Source organism: Actinomadura meridiana (genome assembly GCF_039537545.1).
In the GTDB taxonomy this organism is placed as follows: domain Bacteria; phylum Actinomycetota; class Actinomycetes; order Streptosporangiales; family Streptosporangiaceae; genus Spirillospora; species Spirillospora meridiana.
In genome coordinates this window covers 120,152-141,637 of sequence record NZ_BAABAS010000001.1, presented here as the reverse complement: position 1 = coordinate 141,637, position 21,486 = coordinate 120,152, and the positions used below count along the sequence as shown (strand labels likewise).

The 21,486-nt window shown below is 72.8% G+C and carries 22 protein-coding genes; 8 read left to right on the top strand and 14 right to left on the bottom strand.

The window, feature by feature from the left end:
• The first annotated feature begins 34 nt into the window (after positions 1–34).
• Positions 35–1,747 carry a protein kinase domain-containing protein gene (locus tag ABD808_RS00675; protein ID WP_344887822.1) on the top strand — a complete coding sequence of 571 codons (1,713 nt, stop codon included), beginning with the start codon at positions 35–37 and terminating at the stop codon, positions 1,745–1,747.
• Here ABD808_RS00675 and ABD808_RS00670 read toward each other — a convergent pair.
• The 8 genes from ABD808_RS00670 to ABD808_RS00635 form a co-directional block, all read right to left on the bottom strand.
• Positions 1,744–2,406, bottom strand: a complete 663-nt coding sequence (locus ABD808_RS00670) for a bifunctional DNA primase/polymerase (RefSeq protein ID WP_344887819.1) — start codon at positions 2,404–2,406, stop codon at positions 1,744–1,746. The genes ABD808_RS00675 and ABD808_RS00670 overlap by 4 nt on opposite strands.
• Positions 2,407–2,534: 128 nt before the next feature.
• Positions 2,535–3,518: a porphobilinogen synthase gene (hemB, locus tag ABD808_RS00665; protein WP_344887816.1), complete on the bottom strand. Its 984-nt coding sequence runs from the start codon at positions 3,516–3,518 to the stop codon at positions 2,535–2,537.
• A gap of 26 nt (positions 3,519–3,544) precedes the next feature.
• Positions 3,545–5,128 (bottom strand): bifunctional uroporphyrinogen-III C-methyltransferase/uroporphyrinogen-III synthase, encoded by a 1,584-nt coding sequence (locus ABD808_RS00660; RefSeq protein WP_344888321.1) that lies wholly within the window; start codon positions 5,126–5,128, stop codon positions 3,545–3,547.
• Positions 5,129–5,148: 20 nt separating this feature from the next.
• Complete coding sequence (gene hemC, locus ABD808_RS00655; protein ID WP_344887813.1) at positions 5,149–6,099, bottom strand: hydroxymethylbilane synthase; 951 nt, start codon at positions 6,097–6,099, stop codon at positions 5,149–5,151.
• A complete protein-coding gene (locus ABD808_RS00650) occupies positions 6,096–7,580 on the bottom strand; it encodes a glutamyl-tRNA reductase (RefSeq protein WP_344887810.1) in 1,485 nt (494 codons plus the stop codon). Before ABD808_RS00650 ends, hemC begins: the two co-directional genes overlap by 4 nt.
• Before the next feature lie 145 nt (positions 7,581–7,725).
• Positions 7,726–8,466: a redox-sensing transcriptional repressor Rex gene (locus tag ABD808_RS00645; RefSeq protein ID WP_344887807.1), complete on the bottom strand. Its 741-nt coding sequence runs from the start codon at positions 8,464–8,466 to the stop codon at positions 7,726–7,728.
• Between the two features lie 110 nt (positions 8,467–8,576).
• Positions 8,577–8,837, bottom strand: coding sequence for a glutaredoxin family protein (locus ABD808_RS00640; RefSeq protein WP_344887804.1), 261 nt, complete (start codon positions 8,835–8,837; stop codon positions 8,577–8,579).
• A gap of 5 nt (positions 8,838–8,842) precedes the next feature.
• Entirely contained in the window at positions 8,843–10,234 is a 1,392-nt protein-coding gene (locus ABD808_RS00635; protein WP_344887801.1) for a putative quinol monooxygenase, read from the bottom strand.
• A gap of 166 nt (positions 10,235–10,400) precedes the next feature.
• Here ABD808_RS00635 and ABD808_RS00630 point away from each other — a divergent pair, with 166 nt between their 5' ends.
• The 3 genes from ABD808_RS00630 to ABD808_RS00620 all read left to right on the top strand — a co-directional run bounded on the left by ABD808_RS00630 (position 10,401) and on the right by ABD808_RS00620 (position 12,379).
• Positions 10,401–11,099 carry a sigma-70 family RNA polymerase sigma factor gene (locus ABD808_RS00630; RefSeq protein ID WP_344887798.1) on the top strand — a complete coding sequence of 233 codons (699 nt, stop codon included), beginning with the start codon at positions 10,401–10,403 and terminating at the stop codon, positions 11,097–11,099.
• A 188-nt stretch (positions 11,100–11,287) separates the two neighbouring features.
• The gene (locus ABD808_RS00625; protein WP_344887795.1) at positions 11,288–11,473 is read left to right on the top strand and encodes a hypothetical protein; all 186 of its coding nucleotides are present in this window, start codon (positions 11,288–11,290) and stop codon (positions 11,471–11,473) included.
• A gap of 9 nt (positions 11,474–11,482) precedes the next feature.
• Positions 11,483–12,379 carry an HAD family hydrolase gene (locus tag ABD808_RS00620; protein WP_344887792.1) on the top strand — a complete coding sequence of 299 codons (897 nt, stop codon included), beginning with the start codon at positions 11,483–11,485 and terminating at the stop codon, positions 12,377–12,379.
• Between the two features lie 17 nt (positions 12,380–12,396).
• Here the strand turns inward: ABD808_RS00620 and ABD808_RS00615 are convergent, their stop codons facing one another.
• Positions 12,397–12,783 carry a sensor histidine kinase gene (locus ABD808_RS00615; RefSeq protein ID WP_425548871.1) on the bottom strand — a complete coding sequence of 129 codons (387 nt, stop codon included), beginning with the start codon at positions 12,781–12,783 and terminating at the stop codon, positions 12,397–12,399.
• 329 nt (positions 12,784–13,112) lie between these two features.
• On the opposite strand from ABD808_RS00615, the gene ABD808_RS00610 reads away from it, so the two are divergent.
• Together ABD808_RS00610 and ABD808_RS00605 are read left to right on the top strand one after the other, a co-directional pair.
• A complete protein-coding gene (locus ABD808_RS00610; RefSeq protein ID WP_344887786.1) occupies positions 13,113–13,349 on the top strand; it encodes a hypothetical protein in 237 nt (78 codons plus the stop codon).
• An 18-nt stretch (positions 13,350–13,367) separates the two neighbouring features.
• Positions 13,368–13,547 (top strand): hypothetical protein, encoded by a 180-nt coding sequence (locus tag ABD808_RS00605; protein WP_344887783.1) that lies wholly within the window; start codon positions 13,368–13,370, stop codon positions 13,545–13,547.
• A 183-nt stretch (positions 13,548–13,730) separates the two neighbouring features.
• Here the strand turns inward: ABD808_RS00605 and ABD808_RS00600 are convergent, their stop codons facing one another.
• Complete coding sequence (locus ABD808_RS00600) at positions 13,731–14,450, bottom strand: response regulator transcription factor (protein ID WP_344887780.1); 720 nt, start codon at positions 14,448–14,450, stop codon at positions 13,731–13,733.
• A gap of 143 nt (positions 14,451–14,593) precedes the next feature.
• Here ABD808_RS00600 and ABD808_RS00595 point away from each other — a divergent pair, with 143 nt between their 5' ends.
• Positions 14,594–15,526, top strand: a complete 933-nt coding sequence (locus tag ABD808_RS00595; RefSeq protein WP_344887777.1) for a phytanoyl-CoA dioxygenase family protein — start codon at positions 14,594–14,596, stop codon at positions 15,524–15,526.
• 119 nt (positions 15,527–15,645) lie between these two features.
• Positions 15,646–18,816, top strand: a complete 3,171-nt coding sequence (locus ABD808_RS00590) for an AfsR/SARP family transcriptional regulator (protein WP_344887774.1) — start codon at positions 15,646–15,648, stop codon at positions 18,814–18,816.
• Here the strand turns inward: ABD808_RS00590 and ABD808_RS00585 are convergent.
• From ABD808_RS00585 to ABD808_RS00570, 4 genes are all read right to left on the bottom strand, one after another.
• On the bottom strand, positions 18,794–19,579 hold the full coding sequence (locus ABD808_RS00585) for an ABC transporter permease (RefSeq protein ID WP_344887771.1): 786 nt from the start codon (positions 19,577–19,579) through the stop codon (positions 18,794–18,796). The genes ABD808_RS00590 and ABD808_RS00585 overlap by 23 nt on opposite strands.
• Entirely contained in the window at positions 19,576–20,535 is a 960-nt protein-coding gene (locus ABD808_RS00580) for an ATP-binding cassette domain-containing protein (protein ID WP_344887768.1), read from the bottom strand. Before ABD808_RS00580 ends, ABD808_RS00585 begins: the two co-directional genes overlap by 4 nt.
• Positions 20,536–20,658: 123 nt before the next feature.
• Positions 20,659–21,021: a DUF4180 domain-containing protein gene (locus ABD808_RS00575; protein WP_344887765.1), complete on the bottom strand. Its 363-nt coding sequence runs from the start codon at positions 21,019–21,021 to the stop codon at positions 20,659–20,661.
• Positions 21,014–21,457 carry a helix-turn-helix domain-containing protein gene (locus ABD808_RS00570; RefSeq protein WP_344887762.1) on the bottom strand — a complete coding sequence of 148 codons (444 nt, stop codon included), beginning with the start codon at positions 21,455–21,457 and terminating at the stop codon, positions 21,014–21,016. Before ABD808_RS00570 ends, ABD808_RS00575 begins: the two co-directional genes overlap by 8 nt.
• Between the last annotated feature and the right edge of the window lie 29 nt (positions 21,458–21,486).

Sequence of the window (21,486 nt, the reverse complement as noted above, 5' to 3'; positions counted from 1 at the left end):
CGGCGGTGCACACCGGGACGGGCGTATCGGAGGGATGGCTTTCACCGTGGTCAACGGCTGGACGGTCCCGGGCTTCACCCACGAACGGGAACTGGGTGACGGCGTCGCGGGCCGGGTGGTGCTCGCGGTCGACGACCTGACCAGCACCAAGGTCGCGATCAAGTATCTCGACGGGGCGCTGCGCGTCGACGAGGGCTTTCTGACGCGGTTCCGCGCGGTCGCGCGCGGGCTGTCCCAGCTCGAAGATCCCAACGTGGTCGATCTGTACGACTTCGTGGAGACGGCGGACGGCGCGGCGGTCGTGATGCAGTTCGTGGAGGGCGTCAGCCTGCGGCGGATGCTTGCCGCGCAGGGCCCGACCGGTCCGCTCGCGGCCCTGTCGATGCTCGGCGGGACGCTGCTCGGGCTCGCGGCCGTCCACGAGCACGATCCGATCGTGCATGGGGCGTTGCGGCCGGCGAACATCATGATCGACGGTGAGGGCAACGCGCGACTCACCGACTTCGCGACGGCGCGGCCCGGGACGGAGGCGCAGTTCGGTCCGGCGTACGCGGCGCCCGAGTTGTGGGACGGCGCGCCCGCCACCGTCGCCAGCGACCTGTACGCCGCCACGGCGGTGTTCTACGAGTGCCTCACCGGGCGGCCCCCGTACGCCGGACGGAACATGGCGCGGCTGCACCGGGAGGCGCCGATCCCCGCCGAGGAGGTGCCGGGTCCGCTGCGCGACCTGATCCACCGGGGCCTGGCGAAGGAGGCCGCGTGGCGTCCGGCGTCGGCGGCCGACTATCTCGCGGCCCTGGAGGACGCGGCCGTGTCCGCGTACGGGCCGTCGTGGGAGGCGCAGGGCCGTGGGCGCCTCACCGAACTCGCCGCGCAGGCCGCGCGGCAGCCCGAGCCGCCGAAGCCGAGGTCGTCGCGCAGCAGCGGCCTGAACCCGGTCGTGGCGGCCAGGCGCGCCGCCGAACAGCGCGGCTCTCGGGCGCCCTGGATCGTCGCCGCCGTCACCGTGCTCATCGTCGCGGTCGCCGGGGCGGGCGCCGCGACGCTGCTGAAGGACGACAAGAAGCAACCGGCCGAGCCGACGACGGCGCAGAGCAGCACGCCACGGCCGACGCCGCCCGCGGGCGGTGTCGATCCCGGTCCGCTCGTGGCGAAGATCGACCGGGCCGTGGCGGCCTCCCCCGGTGCCGTCTTCAACTACCGGCAGTCGGGTTGTTGCGGGTTTCCGGCGAGTGGCAAGGGGACGTTGAGCCTGGGCCCTGGTGGCGAGTCGTCGTTCTCGTTGACCTTGGCGGGGGCGGGGTCGACGCGCAAGCCGGTCCGGGCGTTGATCGTCCAGAACCGGTTGTACGTGCGGGCCGGGAAGAGGTGGAAGTCGTCGCCGCTCGGCGGGCGCGGCTACCCGGCGGCGGCCGACCAGGTGCGCCAGGGCAGCTCGGTGACGAACCTGACGCTGCTGCTGCGGTCGGCGACCGTCCTCAAGACCAGGACCGGGGCGATCTACGAGGGGTCCGCGCCGGTCAGGACGCTGTCGCGGGCGCCCGGTGTCGGACCCATGTACGCGCGGATGGCGCAGGACACCGGCGTCAACGAGATCACGTTCGCCATCAAGCTCGACGCCGGGCACCGTCCCGTCAAGTTCTGGGTCCGGGCGGGGGCGGAGAAGGGGCGTAACCAGCTGCTGCGCGGCTCCTACACCCGGTGGGGTCGCAAACCGGCCGTGCAGGTGCCCGCGAGCGCGTCCTAGCCAGCCAGGTCGCAGCTGTCGGACAGTACTTCCAGAAGGCGGAGCGGGTCGGGGAGCGGACCGGTGGCGGGCGGCCTCAGCCACGTGACCTCGCGGCCGGACGGCAGCAGCGACGGCGGCGCGACGACGTAACTGTCGCGGCAGTGCCAGCGCATCCCGGGCGTCTCGGCGACGTCCTCCGGGGAGCAGTCGAGGTGGCAGGACCACCATTCGTCCTCGTCGACGGGGGCGCCTCGGGTCGCGACGAAGAACAGGTGCCGTTCGCCGCCGACGGAGGCCACGGGCCCGACGGGCAGGTCGTCGCGGTCGATGCGGTCGAGGGCGGCGGCGCCCGCCCCGGCGGGGACGTCGAACACGTCGAAGACCCGGCCGGTCGGCAGGATGATGTTGGCCTGCGGGCGTTCGGACCACCAGCGCTCGATCACGGCGGTGTCCACGGTGGCCTGGTGGGCCCACGCCGCCGACACCGGATGCGCGGCCGGGTCGGGACAACCGAGCCGGTCGCACGAACACGCCCTGCCGCGACCCTTGCGGCCGCTCACGTTCGGGGGGTGCGCGCCGGGAAAGCAGGGCCAGCCGAGTTCGGCGTAGTCGCGCGCGGCCGGGGCCAGCCGGTCGCGCGCCGCTTTCAACCGCTTGCTCCCCGAGACCGCCAGCATCTCCGCCCCCAATACCCAAGGTCGAACGTGCGTCCTTGAATACCGATGATGCCGGGCGCGCGGAACCACGGACACGGCAACCCCCGGAAAACGGCCCCAAGTGACTAGGCGCCCGCCTTCAGGACCACCTAGACCAGGCCGCGCGCGACCTCGGTGGCCCAGTAGGTGAGGGTGATGTCGGCGCCCGCGCGGCGGATCGACAGGAGGGACTCCGTGATCGCGCGGTCGCGGTCGATCCAGCCCTTCTCGGCGGCGGCCTCGATCATCGCGTACTCGCCGCTCACCTGGTAGGCGACGACGGGGACGTCCACGGCGTCGCGGACGCGGCGGATGATGTCGAGGTAGGCACCGGCGGGCTTCACCATGACCATGTCGGCGCCCTCGTCGAGATCGAGGAACACCTCGCGCAGGGCCTCGTCGGCGTTGGCCGGGTCCTGCTGGTAGGCGGAGCGGTCACCGAACTGCGGCGCGCACTCGGCGGCCTCGCGGAACGGCCCGTAGTACGCCGAGGCGTACTTCGCCGAGTAGCCCAGGATCGCGACGTCCTTGTGCCCGGCGCCGTCGAGGGCCGCGCGGATCGCGGCGACCTGGCCGTCCATCATGCCGCTCGGGGCGACGACCGCCGCGCCCGCGTCCGCCTGCGCCTCGGCGATGGACGCGTACCGCTCCAGCGTCACGTCGTTGTCGATCTCGCCGGACGCGGTCAGGACGCCGCAGTGCCCGTGGTCGGTGTACTCGTCCAGGCACAGGTCCGCCATGATCACGGCGGCGTCGCCGAGGTCGGACGCCAGGTCGCGCAGGGCGAGCTGGACGATCCCGTCCGGGTCGTCGGCGCCGGAGCCGACGCCGTCCTTCACCTCCGGGACGCCGAACAGGATGATCCCGCCGACGCCCGCCTCGGCCGCCTCGTGCGCGGCCTTGCGCAGGCTGTCGCGGGTGTGCTGGACGACGCCCGGCATCGACGCCACGGGCAGCGGCGCGGCGATGCCCTCCTTGACGAACATCGGCAGCACGAGACCGGCCGGGTCGAGCCGGGTCTCGGCGACCAGCGCGCGCAGGGCGGGGGTGCGCCGGAGGCGCCGGGGGCGCGCGACCGGAAACTGAGCGGACATCGTCTCTCTCCCTAGCGGTGGTCGCCCTACCTGCGGCGGCGGGCTCCTCGGCGCATCTGGCTGGGCTTGCGGGGCGGCTCCCCCGCGTCGGCGCGGCTCGTCCGCCACCGGGTGCCGTACTCGGCGAGGGCCGCCGCGAGCGCGGCGGCCGACGGCTGGTCGGCCATGACGTCGACGCGCAGCCCGTACTCCTCGGCCGTCTTGGCCGTCTGCGGGCCGATCACCGCGATGACCGTCACCTTGTGCGGCTTGCCCGCGATGCCGATCAGGTTCTTCACCGTGGACGACGAGGTGAACAGCACGGCGTCGAACCCGCCGCCCTTGATCGCGTTGCGGATCGGCTCGGGCGGCGGCGCGGCGCGGACCGTCCTGTACGCGGTCACGTCGTCGCACTCCCAGCCGAGTTCGGTGAGACGGGCGATGAGCACGTCCGTCGCGATGTCGGCGCGGGGCAGCAGCACCCGGTTGATGGGGTCGAGGTCCTCGTCGTAGGGCGGCCAGTCCCGCGCGAGGCCCTCGCCGGACTGCTCCCCGGACGGCGTCAGGTCCGGCTGGACGCCGAACTCGACGAGCGCGGCGGCGGTCTGCTCGCCCACGGCGGCGACCTTCAGCCCGGCGAACGCGCGGGCGTCCAGGCCGTAGTCGGTGAGCTTCTCCCGGACGGCCCGGACCGCGTTGGTGGAGGTGAACACCACCCACTCGTACCGTCCGGTGACCAGGCCCTTGACGGCCCGCTCCATCTGCTGCGGGGTGCGCGGCGGCTCGACGGAGATCGTCGGGACCTCGTCGGGGACGGCCCCGTACCCGCGCAGCTGGTCCGACAGCGACGCCGCCTGCTCCTTCGTGCGCGGCACCAGGACGCGCCAGCCGAACAGCGGTTTCGTCTCGAACCAGGACAGCGTGTCGCGCCAGCCGACCACGTCCCCGACGATGATCAGCGCGGGCGCCTCCATGCCCTTGGTGTCGGGCGCCAGCCGTTGCAGGGTCGACACGACGGTCTCCTGCTCGGTGGTCGTGCCGAGGCTGGTCATCGCGGCCGGGGTCGAGTCGGGACGTCCCGCCGCGACGAGGTTCTTGCAGACCTCCGCGACCGAATGCTCCGCACCGAGGATCACCAGGGTGGCCCCCTGGTCGGCGAACCGGTCCCAGTCGACGTCGCCGTGCGTGGCGTCCACGACCCTGACCTCGCGGTGCCCGGCGTCGGTCAGCGGAATGCCCGCGTACCCCGGCACCCCGGTCACGGCGGACACACCCGGCACGACCTCGAACGGGACACCGGCCTTCGCCAGCGCCCCGCCCTCCTCGGCCAGCCCGCACGCGAGCCCCGGATCACCCCGGAGCAGCCGAACGACCCGCCGCCCGGCCTTCGCGGCGTGCTCGGCGAACCGCGCCGGATCGCCCTCGGCCGAATCGACGATCTCCACGCCGGGACGGCAGTGCGCCAGGACCTCGTCCGGACAGTGCGCCCGGCTCACCACGACCGTGTCGGCGCGCGCCAACTCGGCGGCGGCGCGCAGCGTCAGCAGGCCCGGGTCGCCGGGCCCCATCCCGACGATCACGACGCGGCCCGTGCTCCGCGCGCCCTCCGGACTCGCCGTGCCTTCTGAAATTGTGCTCTTCGCGGCGGGGCTCAATCGCGCTCCCCCATCAACTGGTCGGCACCCTGGGCGAGCAGTCGTTCCGCGAGATCGCGTCCGAGCCGCTCGGCGTCATTGGGGTTGCCGCTTGTGGACAGCCTTATCTGGCGGCTCCCGTCGTACGACACGACGGAGGCCGTCAGATGCAGTTTTTCATCTACTTCGGCAGCGTACGTCCCCACGGGCGCGGAGCAACCCGCCTCCAGGACGGCCAGCACCGTCCGCTCCGCGGTGACGGCCCGCCGGGTCGCGAGATCGTCGACCGTTCCAAGCAGTTCACGCAGGTCATCGCGGCCGTCCCGGCATTCGAGCGCGAGCGCGCCCTGCCCGGGCGAGGGCAGCATCTGGTCCGGCTCGAAGATCTCGGAGACCGCGTCGAGACGGCGGATCCGGCGCAGGCCCGCGTAGGCGAGGACGACGGCGTCCACCTCGCCGTCGGTCACCTTGCGGAGCCGGGTGTCGGCGTTGCCGCGGATCGGGACGACGTCCAGGTCGGCGCGGATCGCGCGCAGCTGCGCCGCCCGGCGCGCCGAACCGGTGCCGATGCGGGCGCCGCGCGGCAGATCGGCGAGCTTCGCCGGGCCGCACAAGGCGTCGCGCGGGTCGTCGCGGAGCGGGGTCGCGGCGAGCACGATATCCGGCGCCGGGGACGTCGGCAGATCCTTCAACGAATGCACGGCGAAGTCCACCTCACCGGACAGCACCCTGTCGCGGAGGGCGTTGACGAAGACCCCCGTACCGCCGATCTGGGCGAGCAGGGCCTTGGAGACATCACCCTGCGTGGTTACCCCGACAAGCTCCACCGCATGCCCGGTCCGCGCCGTCAAGGCGTCCGCGACCTGCCGAGACTGCGTCATCGCCATCAGGCTCCGCCGCGTCCCGAGGCGCAGCGGGCGCCCGCTCGCGATGCCCGCGTCCCCGTCGCGGCTCGCTTCTCCGCTCATCCCTCGTCTCCTTCGCGCGCCCCCACGGCGTCCCTGGCGCTCACGGCCCGGACGTTCGCGGCGCGCGCGTTCACCTCGTGTACGGTCACGCCCTGCCCCGTGCCCCCCGGACCCGGCGGCACGGTGCTCACGCAGTCGGCCTCGGCGCATTCCGGGCTCGACGCGAAGACCACCTCGTCCAGGTCGGCGCGGGCCACCGCGTCGGGGGTCTTCGGGTCCAGGTCGAACAGCTCGCGCAGCGCGTCGGCGTACGAGTCGCCCCCTGGCGCCGCCGCCAGCTCCTTGACCCGGACGGTCGGCGCGTGCAGCAGCTTGTCCACCACGCGCCGGACGGTCTGTTCGATCTCACCGCGCGCCCTGGCGTCCAGCTCCGGGACCCGCCCGGCCAGCCGGTGCAGCTCGGCGTCCACGACGTCGGCGGCCTTGCTGCGCAGCGCGACGACCGTGGGCGCGACGGCGGCGGCGCGGGCGGCGCTGAGGAACGACTCGACCTCGTCGCAGACGATCCGGCGGACCGCCTCGACCGCCTTCGAACCGACGGCGTTCGCGGTCTCCTCCGCCGTGCGCAGCTCGTCCAGCCCGGCCAGCTCCACGTCCGGGAGGTCACCGACGGACCGTTCGACGTCATGCGGCAACGCCAGATCGAGGAAGAAACGGCGCCGCCCGTCGGACCCGACACCGCGTCGTGTGAGCCGCTCCTCCGTCAGCACCAGACCGGCCGCGCCCGTGCAGGACACCACCAGATCGGCCTCGGGGATCGCGTCGTCCAGCACCGGGAGCCCGATCGCGCGGGACGGCGCGTCCAGCGACTCCACCAGCCGCTCCGCCCGCTCCGGGGTCCGGTTCGCCACCACGACCTCGCGGGCACCGGCCCGGCTCAGCGTCGCCGCCGCGAGCGAACTCATCGACCCGGCGCCGACCACCAGCGCGCGGACGCCCGCCAGCGGGCCGAGATGCCGCGCGGCCACGTCCAGGCCCACGCTCACCAGCGACGCGCCCGCCTGGTCGATGCCCGTCTCGTGGTGGGCGCGCTTGCCGACCCGCAACGCCTGTTGCAGGACGTCGTGCAGCTCACGGCCGAGCGTGCCCTCGTCCTGCGCGTCGCGGAACGCCTGCCGGAGCTGCCCGAGGATCTGCCCCTCGCCGACGACCATCGACTCCAGCCCGCACGCCACCGCGAACACGTGCTGGACGGCCCGCTCCTCATAGTGGACGTACAGGTGCGGCGACAGATCGTCCATCGGGACGCCGGAGTGCAGCGACAGCAGCTCGGAGATCGCCGAGACGCCGCCGTGGAACTTGTCGACCACCGCGTAGATCTCGACCCGGTTGCACGTCGAGACGATCGCCGCCTCGGCGACGTTCGGGGACGCGTGCACCGCGTGCAGCAGCTTCAGCAGGTCGTCTCCCGCCACCGCGGCGCGCTCCAATATCGCCACTGGCGCGCTCCGGTGGCTGAGGCCCACGACCAGAATGCTCACGCTACGCCTCCCGCGTCTCCCAGGTTTCTCTCGTGTCCCGAGTGTCCACCCGTGCCGCGCCCAACGCTCACTCGCCCCACGTCCACTCGCATCATGCCTGCTCCCTGGGGGATACGTCCCCCCCACACCCCCCGGTTCGCTCTGCTCATGCGTCGATGACCGTCTCCACATAATGCTTCGTGCCCGGCGGAGCTTCCCCGCCGGTCGTGGAGGCGAGGCCGTCCGGCCCTCCGGCCTTGCGCTGCTCGTGGAACGCGAGGATCTGCAACTCGATGGACAGGTCGACCTTGCGGACGTCGACGCCGTCCGGCACCGACAGCACGACCGGCGCGAAGTTCAGGACGCTCGTCACCCCGGCCGCGACGACGCGATCGCACACCCCCTGGGCGGCGCCCGCGGGCGTCGCGATCACGGCGATGGACACGCCGTGGCGCGCGATGATGTCCTCCAACCGGTCGGTGTGCTCCACCGTCATCCCGGCGATCTCCTGGCCGACGATGGAGTCGTCCGCGTCGAGCAGGCCCGCCACCCGGAAGCCGCGGGACGCGAAACCCCCGTAGCCCGCCAACGCACGGCCCAGGTTACCCACCCCGATGATCGCGACGACCCAGTCCTGGGTGAGGCCGAGCTCACGGGATATCTGGTAGACGAGGTACTCCACCTCGTACCCGACGCCGCGCGTCCCGTAGGACCCCAGGTGGGAGAGGTCCTTGCGGAGTTTGGCCGAGTTGACCCCGGCGGCGGCGGCCAGCTCCTCCGATGACACGGTCGCGACGCCGCGTTCCTGCAACCCCGTGAGGGCGCGCAGGTACACCGGCAGCCGCGCCACGGTGGCTTCGGGAATGCCGCGGCCCGCGCGGTCCCTGTGGTTCTGTCGAGATGTCACGGCCTGCTCTTCGGCTCGACGTTGTGAGGAGGGGCTTTCTCCCAGGTTAAGCCTTTGTGAATACGCGCACAAAGTCGGCCCCCGATGATGTGACCGACCAGACACCCAGGTCACGGGGCGGAGTCGCGCGCCTCCGCTACGGCCGCGCGCAGGCGTGCTTCGTCGACGCGCCAGAAATCGTGCTGGACGCCGTTGACCAGCGTGACCGGGATCTGCTCCCAGTACTGTTCCGTGTCCGCCTCGGAGCGCGTGATGTCGCGTTCCTCCCACGGGACGTCCAGCTCGCGGGCGACGCGGTCGATCACCGCGCGGGCGTCGTCGCACAGATGGCAGCCCGGCTTGCCGAGCAGCGTGATCGTCACCGCGCCCATCGGCGTCACCTCCCGGGGAACTCCGGCGCGGGCAGCGGCACCTTGGCCGGGCCGAGGCGCAGCTCGATCACGTTGGTGGCGAGCACATGGGTGCGGGACTCGGCCAGGAACCGCCGCAGATGCGCCTGCTCCCGGTGCCAGGCGAAGGCCGCGTCGTCCCGGAACAGCTGGTAGAAGATCCGCTGCGTGGGGCTGCCCACCACCTCGTGGCAGGCGAAGATCATCGTCTCGGGCTCGGCGGCCAGGGCGGCCTTCACCAGGTCGGTGGCGAGGCGGTCGAAGGCCTCTTCGCGGCCGTCGAGAAGTGTGTAGACGGTGATCTGGCCGCACGCGTTCCCCAGTTCGCCGCGCGGGCTGGCGGCGCGGCGCCCCTGCTCGGGCAGTGGAGACGCCCCGGTACCGCCGGGGACGCCGAAGCTGTCGACGGCGGTCGGCCCGGCCGGGTGCCCGGCGGGGTCGGCGGGGAAGCGCAGTTCCTCGGCCGGTGCGGGGACGGCGGCCGGGGGCGGCGGGACGGGGTCGGGGAACCGCAGCTCCCCGCGTCTCGGGTCGGGAGGCGGCGGCGGCGCGCTCCGGTCGTGTCGGGGCGGCGGGTAGCCCTGCTCCTCGTAACCGGTCACGGGTTCCTCCCGATAGTCGTCGCCGCCGTCGTAGTCGTCATATTCCTCGTAACCTTCCTCGTCTTCGTACACCGGGATCGTGCGCACCGCGCCGTACCAGACGAGCCCGGCGGCGCCGCCGAGCGCGATCACCGCGAGCGGCGCGGGCAGGAACCCGCGGGTGCCGCTGACGACCAGGACACCGGCCAGCGCCACCAGCGCGACCGGGATGAGCAGCTCGGCCGCCTCCTGGTCGCGCTTGCTCGCCAGCCACGCGGTGAACCCGGTGCACCCGACGAGCGCGATCACCGCGACGACGTGCGCGCCGTCGATCAGCAGCAGCGGCAGCGCGTCGTAGGTGGAGCCCGGCTTCGGCAGGCTCTTGGACAGCGTCCCCTTGAGCGGGTCGAGGACGAGGATGACGGTCGCGACGAGCGTGTACGAGATCGCGAACAGCCAGGCCGCGAACCGCACCTGCACGTACCGCGCGATCAGCTCGATCATGCCGAGCATGAGCCAGACCGGCCCGATCATCGCGGCGCCGAGTTCCAACGCGCGGAACAGCAGCCCGTTGAACCCGGCCAGGAAGCCGACTCCCATGGACAGCAGGGCCAGCGACAACCCGACCTGGGTGAACGACCACGCGATCAGGTAGAGCAGCCGGTCCTTTTTGGCGCGCGAGATCAGCAACCCGGTGGCTGTTAAGGCACCCAGGGTCGCAAGGAGCGCGAGCAGAGCATCGACCATCGCGCCCCCATGGTGCCCGATCACGGGGTCGAAAAGGTAACCCGCCTCCATGTGAAGGTGTCCCGGGCGGCGCCCGCGGGTGCCCTCCGCGCCCGTCCGGACGGCCATGGACGGCCAGGCGGGGGCATTGCACCGCCCGCGCCATTGCCCCGCGTACCCCTCGGTATCTAGAGTGGCAAATCACGCCGGAGGTCGCGTACGCCCCGAGGAGAACTGCATGAGCAGCTTGTCCCTCGATGCCGGGGCCTTCCCGCTCCCCCGGCCCTCCCGGGGCTCCCCCGGTTCCGTCGCCGGACGCCGTGCCGCCGAACGCCGTGACACGGATCGTCGCGCCGCCGAGCGCCCCACCGCGCAGGACGCCGACCGCGCCGAGATGCTCAAGGCGCTCGTGCTGCGGGCGCGCGACGGTGACGCCGACGCCTTCGGGTCCCTCTACGACCACTATGTCGAGCTGGTCTACCGCTACGTCTACTACCGGGTCGGGACGCACCCGCTCACCGAGGACCTGACCAGCGAGACGTTCCTGCGGGCCCTGCGCCGTATCCGCGACTTCCACTGGCAGGGCAAGGACTTCGGCGCCTGGTTGGTCACGATCGCCCGGAACCTGGTCGCCGACCATTTCAAGTCGAGTCGCTACCGGCTGGAGATCTGCACGGCCGAGTTGGTCGAGCCGAGCACCCATCAGGAGGGGCCCGAACTGGCCGTCTTGGACTCGATGACCAACAGGACCCTCCTTCAGGCCGTCCGCCGGTTGGGGTCGGAGCAGCAGGAATGCGTCGTCCTGCGGTTCCTGCACGGCCTGTCGGTCGCCGAGACCGCGCTGATCATGGGCAAGAAGGCGGGCGCCATCAAGGCGTTGCAGTACCGGGCCGTCCGGACGCTGGCGCGCCTGCTGCCGGACGACCTGCGCCACTGACCCCCGACTCGCCCGGAATTCCGACTCGCCCGGAATACGGCCGAAGCCAGAAACATCGCCGAGCCGAGATATGCCGGTCCGGAAACAGGGCCGAATCCCATCGTGGCCGTAACCCTGTGTGCCGTCCGCTCGTTTGTGCGGGCAAGAGAGCGCGTTGACGCCTGGACCCCGCAAGGGAGCGACCGGTGATGACCAGGCGAGGGAAGATCGTCGAACAGGGGAACGCGCTCGCCCGGCTGCGGGCGAGCGACGCGGGGCCCGACCCGCGGTTCCGCGCCGTGCTGCGCGAGCGGCTCGTCGCGGCGGCGGGCGACCGTGCCGAGGACCGTCGCAACCACGGGCGGAGCGACGGCCGAGGGGAGGCGGTTGACTAGTCTCGTCCCATGCGGCAGATCTCGTTTTGGCAGCGTCCGTTCTGGCAGCGAGGCAGGGACGAGGACCCGGTGAGCGCCGGGAAGGCCGCCGCGGAGGCCGCGGCCGATCCCGCGCCGCTGCCCGAGCCCGACCCCGCCGCCGCGGCGTTCTTCGACGTCGACAACACGATGATGCGCGGCGCGTCCATCTACTACTTCGCGCGCGGGCTCGCGGCGCGCCGCCTGTTCACCATGCGCGACCTCGCCATGTTCGCGTGGGGTCAGGCCGCGTTCCGGCTGCGCGGCACCGAGAACTCCGAGCACATCGGCAGCGCCAAGGAGGCGGCGCTCTCGTTCGTCGCCGGGCAGAAGGTCGCCGGGATCGTCAAGCTGAGCGAGGAGATCTACGACGAGGTGATGGCCGACCGGATCTGGCACGGCACGCGGACCCTCGCCCTCCAGCATCTCGACGCGGGCCAGCAGGTCTGGCTCGTCACCGCGACGCCCGTCGAGGTCGCCCGGACGATCGCGCACCGTCTCGGCCTCACCGGCGCGCTCGGCACCGTCGCCGAGACGAGCGACGGCGTCTACACCGGACGGCTCGTCGGGAACCTGCTGCACGGACCCGCGAAGGCGGAGGCCGTGCGGGCCCTCGCGGCGCGGGAGGGCCTCGACCTGTCGCGCTGCGCCGCCTACAGCGACTCGATGAACGACCTGCCGATGCTGACGGCCGTCGGGCATCCGCACGCGGTGAACCCCGACGGCGGGCTCCGCGAGCACGCCAGGGAGAACGGCTGGCCCGTCCACGACTTCCGTACCGGCCGCCGGGTGACGATGATCGCCCTGCCCGCGGCGGCGGGCGCGGGCGCCATCGCGGGCGGTGTCGCCGCCGGGATCGCGTTGCGCCGCCACAACCGCACGAGCTGACGACCCGTCCGGCGGGCTCATTCGGCGGCCCAGTCCGAGGCGGGCAACCAGATGGTGAACGTCGAACCCGTGCCGGGAGTGCTCTCGGCGGTGAGCGTCCCGCCGTGCGCGAGGACGATCTCCCGGGCGATGGCCAGCCCGAGCCCCCGGCCGCCGGTGTCGCGGCCCCTGGCGCTGTCGGCGCGCCAGAACCTGTCGAACACCTTGGGCAGGTCGTCGGCGGCGATGCCGTGCCCGGTGTCGGTCACGGTGATCGAGGTGCCGCCCCTGCCTGGGCCGCCCGCACGGCCTGGAGCGCCCGCACGGCCCGGCTCGTCCGGACGGTGCGCGCCGAGCGTGACCGTGCCGCCCGGCGCCGTGGCCCGCACCGCGTTGGTCACCAGGTTGCCGATCGCCTGGCGCAGCCGGTCGGGGTCGGCGTCGACCGGTGGCAGCGGCGGCCCGGGATCCGGCGCACTGACCTCCAGCGTGACCCCGGCCGTCTCGGCGGTCGCGAGGTGCGCGGTGTGCAGGGTCCATCAACACGGCCACCAGCCCGGCGGCGGCCAGCGCCCGCTGCGGCTCGATGTCGACCTTGCGCCGCCCCTCGTCGCTGAATCCGAGCTTGAGCTGGAGCGCGACGGGCGCGACCGACGCCAGCCGCTCCGCGTAGGCGCGCTGGCCGCAGCTGTCCTGGCCCTTGATCCGGCCGCCGGGGTCCGGCGTGGCGGGCGGCGGTGTCGCGGGGCCGCGCATGCACCTCTTGAGCGCCTCGGTGTCGGCGCTCCGCTCGCTCGCACTGCTGCCGGACGACTCCATGCACGGGGCGAACGCGTCCCGGTCACCGCTGCCGGACGGCACGACCGTCCAGCGCCCGCCGCCGAGATCCCGCCGGACGATCGGCACGCTGTTGCGGGTCAGGCAGGCGGCCAGGCGCAGGACCTGCCGGCGCTGGTCGGTCAGGGCGATGACGTCAAGGGGAGTCTTGTAGGGCGGCGGCAGTTCCCGGGTGTCCAGGATCGTCGCCGGACGGCTGGACGGTGGCCGCGACGTGCGCCCGTTCAGGGTGTCGGTGTCGGCGACGACGACCCCGTCGATGGTGCTGAGCCGGATCCGCTGCCCGGTGCGCTCGTTGAGGCCCCGGACCGCGTGGTCCACGCCCTCCCACGTGCCGTGCAGCGTGCCGTAGTCGACCAGGTTCTGGTGGATCATGTCGGCCGTGCGCTCCTCCACCCCGACCGACTCGGTGATCTGCGCGGTGGTGGCCCGCACCGTCAGCCAGGCCGTCGCGCCGGTCGCGACCAGCGCGACGAGCACGATGAGGGCGAACACCCTGACCCGGAAGCGGCGCAGCCCGGCGACCAGGCCGCGGCTAGTCCGCCGCACCGGGGCCGATCCGGTAGCCGCGCCCGTACACCGTCTGCACGTAGACGGGCTCGGCCGGATCGGGCTCGATCTTGCGGCGCAGGTTCCGGACGTGCGCGTCCACGGTGCGTTCCAGGACGTGGTGGTCGAACCCGAAGGCCAGGGTGAGGATCTGCGCGCGGGTGAAGACGCGGGTGGGTTCGGCGGCCAGGATCTGGACGATCCCGAACTCCTTGGCGGTCAGCTCGACGCGGCGTCCCGCGACCCGCACCTCGAACCGGCTCGGGTCGATCTCCAGCTCGCCGACGCGCAGCACCGTCTCGCCGTCGGCCTGGCCGCCGCCGGACCCAGGCAGCGCACCGGCGCGGCGCAGCAGGGCCCGGACCCGCGCCGTCAGCTCACGCGGGCTGTACGGCTTGGTGATGTAGTCGTCGGCGCCGAGGTCCAGGCCGAGCAGCAGATCGTCCTCGCGGGAGCGGGCGGTCAGCAGCAGGATCGGGACGCGCGACTCGGCGCGCAGGATCCGGCACACGTCCAGGCCGTCCACGTTCGGCATCATGACGTCGAGCACCAGCAGGTCGGGCCGCCGGGCGCGGGTCTGGTCCAGCGCGCGCCTGCCGTCGCCGACGACGATCACGCTGTGCCCGGCTTGTTCTAGATACACCTGGATTAGCCGTGCTTGCTTGGGATCGTCCTCGGCGACCAGAATGCGTGATCCGGTGCGCATGTCCCGACCGTAGCGCCCGCCACCTGGCCCGTTCCGCCCCCGGCCGCGACATGATCGTTTCTCCGAGAGTTCTTCACGGGTTCTTCATGGTCCTCGGCTTCAGTGATCTCCTGCTTGATCACTCATCCGGAAGGACCAACGCCATGTCGCAGCGAACCGCGGCCGCGCCCGACGCCGGGCCGGCGTCCCGGCCGTACCCCGACCGGTACGCGAGCCTCACCGTCGAGGATCGTCGCACCTTCGCCGAGCGGGGTTACCTGCTCGTCCGGGGCGCGTTGGACGAGCCGCTCCGGCGGCGCGTCGAGCAGGCGGTGGACCGGGTGTACGCGGGCGAGGAGCGGGCCGGACGGCTCGGTGCGAGCGGCGCGATGCACGTCCTCGGCGGGGTGTTCCGCGACGAGGCGTTCACGGAACTGCTGGACCTGCCCACCACGTTCCCGTTCGTGTGGGGGCAACTGGGGTGGAACATCTACGTCCACCACAGCCATCTCGACGTGAACCCGCCGGTCGCGGCGGACGAACCGCCCGCCTGGCAGTGGCACCAGGACGGCTACCGGCAGAACGCCGACCTGGACATGGAGCCGCGGCCGATGTTCTCCCTCAAGGTCGCCTACGTCCTCAGCGACCTGTCCGAGCCGGGACGCGGCGGCACGCTGGTCGTGCCGGGCAGCCAGCGCCGAAACACCCTGGAGCGCACCGAGCCGCGACCGGACGGCCGCTACCCCCGCCCGCCGGGCACCGTCGAGATCACCGCTCAGCCGGGCGACGCGTTCGTGTTCGACCGGCGGCTGTGGCACTCCCGCTCGGCGAACCTGTCGGACGTCACCCGCAAGATGGTGTTCCTCTGCTACACCTACCGCTGGATCCGCTGGCGGGACGACGTGTCGATCAACCGGCACGGCGACTGGTGGCGGGGCCTGTCGCCGCTGCGCCGCCAACTGCTGGGCGACGGCGACGAGGCCGCCAGCCATTTCGGCTTCACGCTGGAGTCGGGCGTGTGGGACGACGCGATCCCGCTGCGCTCGGAGCTGAAGTCGCGCGGGCTGCTCGACCGCAGCCACCACTACCTGCGCTGAGCGTCGCCGCGAACAGGAGCGAGCGTCGCCGCGAACACGAGCGAGCGTCGCCGCGGGGATGGGCGGGCGCCGTCGCGAACGAGGGCGGGGGCCGTCGCGCGCCGGGCTAGCCTGTCCCCGTGACCGTCGAGCTGACGTTGCTGGCGCGGGTCCGCTGCCGTGGACGGGACGTCACGAGCCCCCGAACCCGCGGCCTCCTCGCGCTCCTCGCCGCCGAGCCGAGGGCGGGCGCGTCCGTCGCCCGCCTGGTCGAGGGGCTGTGGCCGGACGAGCGCCCCGAGAACCCCGCGAAGGCGCTCCAGGTCGTCGTCTCGCGGACCAGATCACAGCTCGGCGCGGACGTCGTCACGAGCACACCGACCGGATACCGGCTGGGGCTGGCGGAGTCGGCGGTGGACGCGTCCGTAGTCCTGCTCGCCGCGTCGGCGAGCGCCCGCGCCTCCCGAGACGGAGACCACGCCGCCGCGCTGGCCCGCGCGGAAGAGGGCCTCGCCCTGTGGGACGGTCCTCCCGAACTCGACGACGCGGACGACCCGTTGTCGGTGCTGCGCGCGGAACGGTCCGCGACGTACTGGACGCTGAAACGCGCCCGCGCGCTGGCCCTGGCACGGCTCGGCCTGCGCGCGGAGGCGTTCGAGGCCCTCACCGGCGCGGCCCGCGAGTACCCGCGCGACGAGGAGGTGCTGGCCGAGCTGCTGCGCTGCGAGGCGGCGACGGCGGGCCCGTCCGCCGCGCTGGCCCGGTTCGAGTCGTACCGGCGTTCGCTGCGCGACGAACTCGGCACCGATCCGGGGGCCGCGCTCCAGGGCGTCCAGCGGGAGTTGTTGCGGGACGAGGCCCCGGCCGTCCGGCGCGGCGTCGCACACGAGCCGAACCCGCTGCTCGGACGCGCCGACGACCTCGCCGCCGTGCTCGACCTGCTGCGCTCGTCCCGCGTCACCTCGATCGTCGGGCCGGGCGGGCTCGGCAAGACCCGGCTCGCCAACGCCGTGGCGCGCGAGGCGCCGCAGCGCGCCGTGCACGTCGTCGCGCTCGCCGGTGTCGCGCGGAACGAGGACGTGGCGGCCGAGACGGCGTCCGTCCTCGGCGTCGGCGAACCTGGCCGGGCCACCGCGCCCGGCCGCCTCGGCGCCGTCGACCGGCTCGGCGGGATCGTGGAGGCGCTCGGGCCCGGCCCGGTGCTGCTCGTCCTGGACAACTGCGAGCATGTCGTCGACGGCGTCGCCGACCTGGTCGGCGGCCTGGTGGCCCGCACGCGCGACCTGCGCGTCCTCACCACGAGCCGCGCGCCGCTCGGCCTGTCGTCGGAGTCGGTGTATCCGCTGCCCGCGCTCGACCCGTCGGCGGCGGTCGAGCTGTTCCGGCAGCGCGCGCACGCGGCGCGGCCGAACGCCGACGTCCCCGCCGACGCCGTCGAGGAGCTGTGCGGGCGGTTGGACGGCCTGCCGCTCGCCGTGGAGCTGGCGGCGGCGCGCGTCCGCGTCATGTCGGTGCCCGAGATCGTCCGCAACCTGGACGACCGGTTCGCGCTGCTGCGCGGCAACGCCCGCGACGCACCGTCCAGGCACCGGACGATGCACGCCGTCGTCGACTGGAGCTGGAACCTGCTCGGCCCGTCCGGACGGGCCGCGATGCGGTCGCTGTCGGTCTTCTCCGCCGGTTTCACGGCCGACGCCGCCCGCCATCTCGTGGACGGCGACGTCCTGGAGGTCCTGGACGACCTCGTCGGCCAGTCGCTCCTCGAGACGACCGAGGGAGTCTCCGGCACCCGGTTCCGGATGCTGGAGAGCGTCCGCGAGTTCAGCGCCGCCCACCGCGACGCGGACGGCGGGACCGACCGTGCGGTTACCGGGCTGCTCTCCTGGGCCCGGGAGTTCGGCGCCGCCCACCACGAGGCGCTGTTCTGCGCCGAACCGGCCGCGCCGCTGGCACGCGTCCAGGCCGAGCAGGACAACCTGCTTCAGGCGCTCCGCCACGGGATCGCCCGGGACGACGGCCCGTCCGTCGCGGCGGTGGTCGCCGTCCTCGGCGGCATGTGGACGCTGGAGTCCTCGTACAGCCGGATCCTCGCCCTGGTGGAGGAGACCGCCGGGACGCTGACGCGCTTCCGTCCCGGGCCGGACGACGTCGTGACGGCCCGGGCGGCGCTCACGGTCGGCGTCCTGACGTCCCTCATGTTGAAGGGTCCGCGGGCGACGCGTGTTCTTGTGGCGCTGCGCCGCCTGCCGCCGCCGGTGCCGACCGGTCCCGTCCGGGCCATGGCGATCCTGGCGGCGTCCGGGCCGGAGATCCTCGATCCGGACGGCGGCCCCGCCCTCCTCGACAGGTTGCGCGCGAGCGACGAACCGGCCCTCGCCGTCCTCGCGAACTGCCTGGCGGGCTACCTGCTGGAACGGGACGCGGACGTGACCGGCGCGCTGGCCGCCACCGAGGCGATGCTGGCGGCGTCCGGCGAACCGCACACCCCGTGGCTGACGATGCTCGCCCATTCACGGCTCAGCGAACTGCTGATGCAGCTCGGGCAGGGCGAGCGGACCGCGCACCATCTGCGGGCGTCCGCGGACCTGCTGACCCGCTACGGCTGGCCCGACAGTTTCGGGCTCGACTGGGCGCTCGCCGCCACCGAGGCCGGTCTCGGCGAGTTCGACCTGGCCGAACAGCGGCTCGACCGGGCGGTCGTCTCCACCCCGGACGAGACGTTCGGCACCGCCGCGTTCAACCTCGGCGCCCGCGCGGAGATCGCGTTCGGACGCGGCGACCCGGGCACCGGCCTGCGGCTCTGGCGGGAGGCGGTGCGACGGCTGACCGACGGCGAGGAGCCCATGTCGGCGCCCGACCTCTACCCGTTCACGCTGGAGGCCCACAGCGTCACCGTCGTCGCGCACGCGCGGTACGACCGGCTCGACCTCGTGGAGGACATCGTGGCCCGGCTGCCCGCCCAGCTGTCCGGGCTACTGTCCATGCCGCAGGAGACGATGCCGTCCTTCTTCATGGACCTGCCTCTCTGCGGCGGCCTGCTCCTCGCCATGGCCGTCGCCGACCTCGCTCGCGGCGACGTCCCGCCGGACGTCCGGACGCGGGCCGCCCGCATGATCGCGCTGGCGGAGCGCATGCACTTCGTCCGGTCGTTCCAGCAGACGATGTCCCCGGCGTTCGCGCGGCGCACCGCCGAAGACGCCGACAGGTCGGCGTACTCCGACGCGGTGTCGGAATACGCCGACCTGAGGGGCGCCGCTCTGCGGGACGCCGCGCGGAAGATCGTCTCGGCTAGCGGGGTGCCTTCCGGTTGAACAGCACCTTCGAGCACACGTAGCCGACGACCGCGAGCCCGACGCACCACGCCACGGAGGCCGCCGCGTCCGACCCGCTCGGCGAGCCCACCAGCAGCCCGCGCAGCGTCTCGATGATCGGGGTGAACGGCTGGTACTCGGCGAACCACCGCACCCCGGCGGGCATGGACTCCGGCGGGACGATCGCGCTGCCGAGGAACGGCAGAAACTGGATGATCAGCGGCGTGTTGCTCGCGCCCTCCGGGTTCTTCGCCAGCAGCCCCAGCGCGACCGCCACCCAGGTCAGCCCGAACATGAGCAGCGCCAGCAGGCCGATCGCGGCGAGCCAGTCGAGCAGGCCGCCGTCCGTGCGGAAGCCCATCGCGACCGCGACCCCGATGACCGCGGCCGTGCTCACCATCGTCTGGATCATGCTGCCGACGACATGCCCGGTCAGCAGCGACGCCCGCGCGATCGGCATCGTCCGGAACCTGTCGACGATGCCCTCGGTCAGGTCCATCGACACCGACACCGACGTCGTCATGCAGCCGGACGCCACCGCCATCAGGATGATCCCGGGCGCCACGTAGTTGATGTAGTCGCCCGACGCGGCGCCGCCGACGCCGTCGCCGAGGGCGTTCCCGAACACCCCGACGAACAGCAGCATGATCAGGATCGGGGTCATCATCCCGGCGATCGTCAGGGACGGGTAGCGCAGCGCGTGCCGCAGATTGCGGCGCAGCATCGTCGCGGAGTCGGCCGCCGCGTGGGTCAGCGTGGTCATTTCGAGGTCACCTCGTCCTTCTCGGTGGTGCCGGTGAGCGCCAGGAAGACGTCGTCCAGGTCGGGGGTGTGCACGGACAACTCGTCGACCTCGATCGACTCGTCCGCCAGGCGGCCGAGCAGGGCCCGCAGCGACCGAACGCCGCCGTCGCTCGGCACCTGGAGGGAAAGCGCGTCGTCGTCGCGGGTCACCGCGCCGAGCGTCCGCGCGGCCGCGTCGAGCAGCGCCAGATCACCGAACCGGAGCCGGACATGCCCGCCGGGGACGAGCCGCTTGAGCTCCTCGGACGTGCCCTCGGCGACCAGGCGGCCGCCGTCCAGCACCGCGATCCGGTCGGCGAGGTGGTCGGCCTCCTCCAGGTACTGCGTCGTCAGGAGAATCGTCACGCCGTCCCTGGCCAGGCCGCGGATGATCTCCCACATGGTGCGGCGGCTGCGGGGGTCCAGGCCGGTGGTCGGCTCGTCCAGGAAGATGATCCGGGGGCTTCCGATCAGCGTCATCGCGATGTCGAGCCGCCGCCGCATGCCGCCCGAGTAGGTCGCGGCCGTCTTCTTCGCGGCGTCCACCAGGTCGAACCGCTCCAGCAACTCGTCCGCCGCGTGCCGCCCGGCGGCCCTGCCGAGATGGTGCAGGTCGGCCATCAGGATCAGGTTCTCGCGACCGGTCAGCAGGCCGTCCACCGCCGAGTACTGCCCCGTGACCCCGATCGCCCGCCGCACCCCGTCGGGATCCTCCGCCAGATCGCACCCGCCGACGCGAACGTGGCCACCGTCCGCCGGGAGCAGGGTCGACAGAATCCTGACGGCCGTCGTCTTCCCCGCCCCATTCGGCCCCAGCAGGGAGAAGATCGTCCCACGCTGGACGTCGAGGTCGATCCCGTCGAGGACGACCTTGTCCCCGAACGACTTCCGCAGACCGATGGCCCGAATGGCCGTCTGCACCGCTTCTCTGTTCATGCCCCGAAGCGTGCGGGACGTGGGCTTCAAACCGCCTTCACGCCGGTTTCACCCGTGGGGACGGGATGAAACCGGCAGGTCCCTTGGTGGTCGGTTCGGGGTGGAATCCGCAGCGGGCTTCGGTTACGCGCGCAGGCGGGCGTCGAGGTCGTTGAGGTCGGGCACGAACCAGACGTGGTCGCGGCCGTTCGACTCCTGGACGAGCGCGCGCAGCGCCGAGCTGGCCTCCATCTGGGCCGAGATGTCGCCGACGATCGCGAGACGCAGGCGGTAGGTGACGAACTTCTGCATGACCTCACCGGCGAAGCGGGTGCCCAGCTCGAAGAACCGTGGGTCCAAGCGGCTCGCGGGGACGGCCACCATCTCGGCGCCGAGGAACACCGCGCCGATCAGGTCGAGGGCGTCCTGCATGGTGGCCACGGGCGGCCCGTCCGGGTCGCACACCAGGACCTGGAGGCCGCCCAGCTCCCGCACCGCGTCAGCCATCGTCGTCCTTCCTCGCGAGTAGGTCTCCGTCGATGACGGAGTCGAGCAGGCGCAGCACGTCGGCGGTGGCGGCGGCCCCGCCCAGGATCACGATCTTCATCCGGCTCCGCTCCTCGTCGTGGACGACCTGAACCCGCAGCTGGCGGCCGGACTCACCGGTGTTCACTCCGGCCAGCACGAGCGTGCCGAGCCGGTCGGCCGCACGCCGGTCGACGCCGTCGATCTGCACGATGCTCGACACCTCGACCGACGCGCCGCCCGCGGGCTCCACGGGCGGACGCCCGGTCAGCGCCTCCAGGTCGGTGGCCGCGATCCGGTACTGCTTGCCGATCCGCACCGCCGTCAACCGGCCGGTGCGGATGTAGCCGCGCACGGTCCGCACATGCAGCCCGAGGAGGTCCGCGACCTCCTCAACCGAATACATTCTTTCCGTCATCACTCCCTAAGTTACCCCATGAAGGGAAT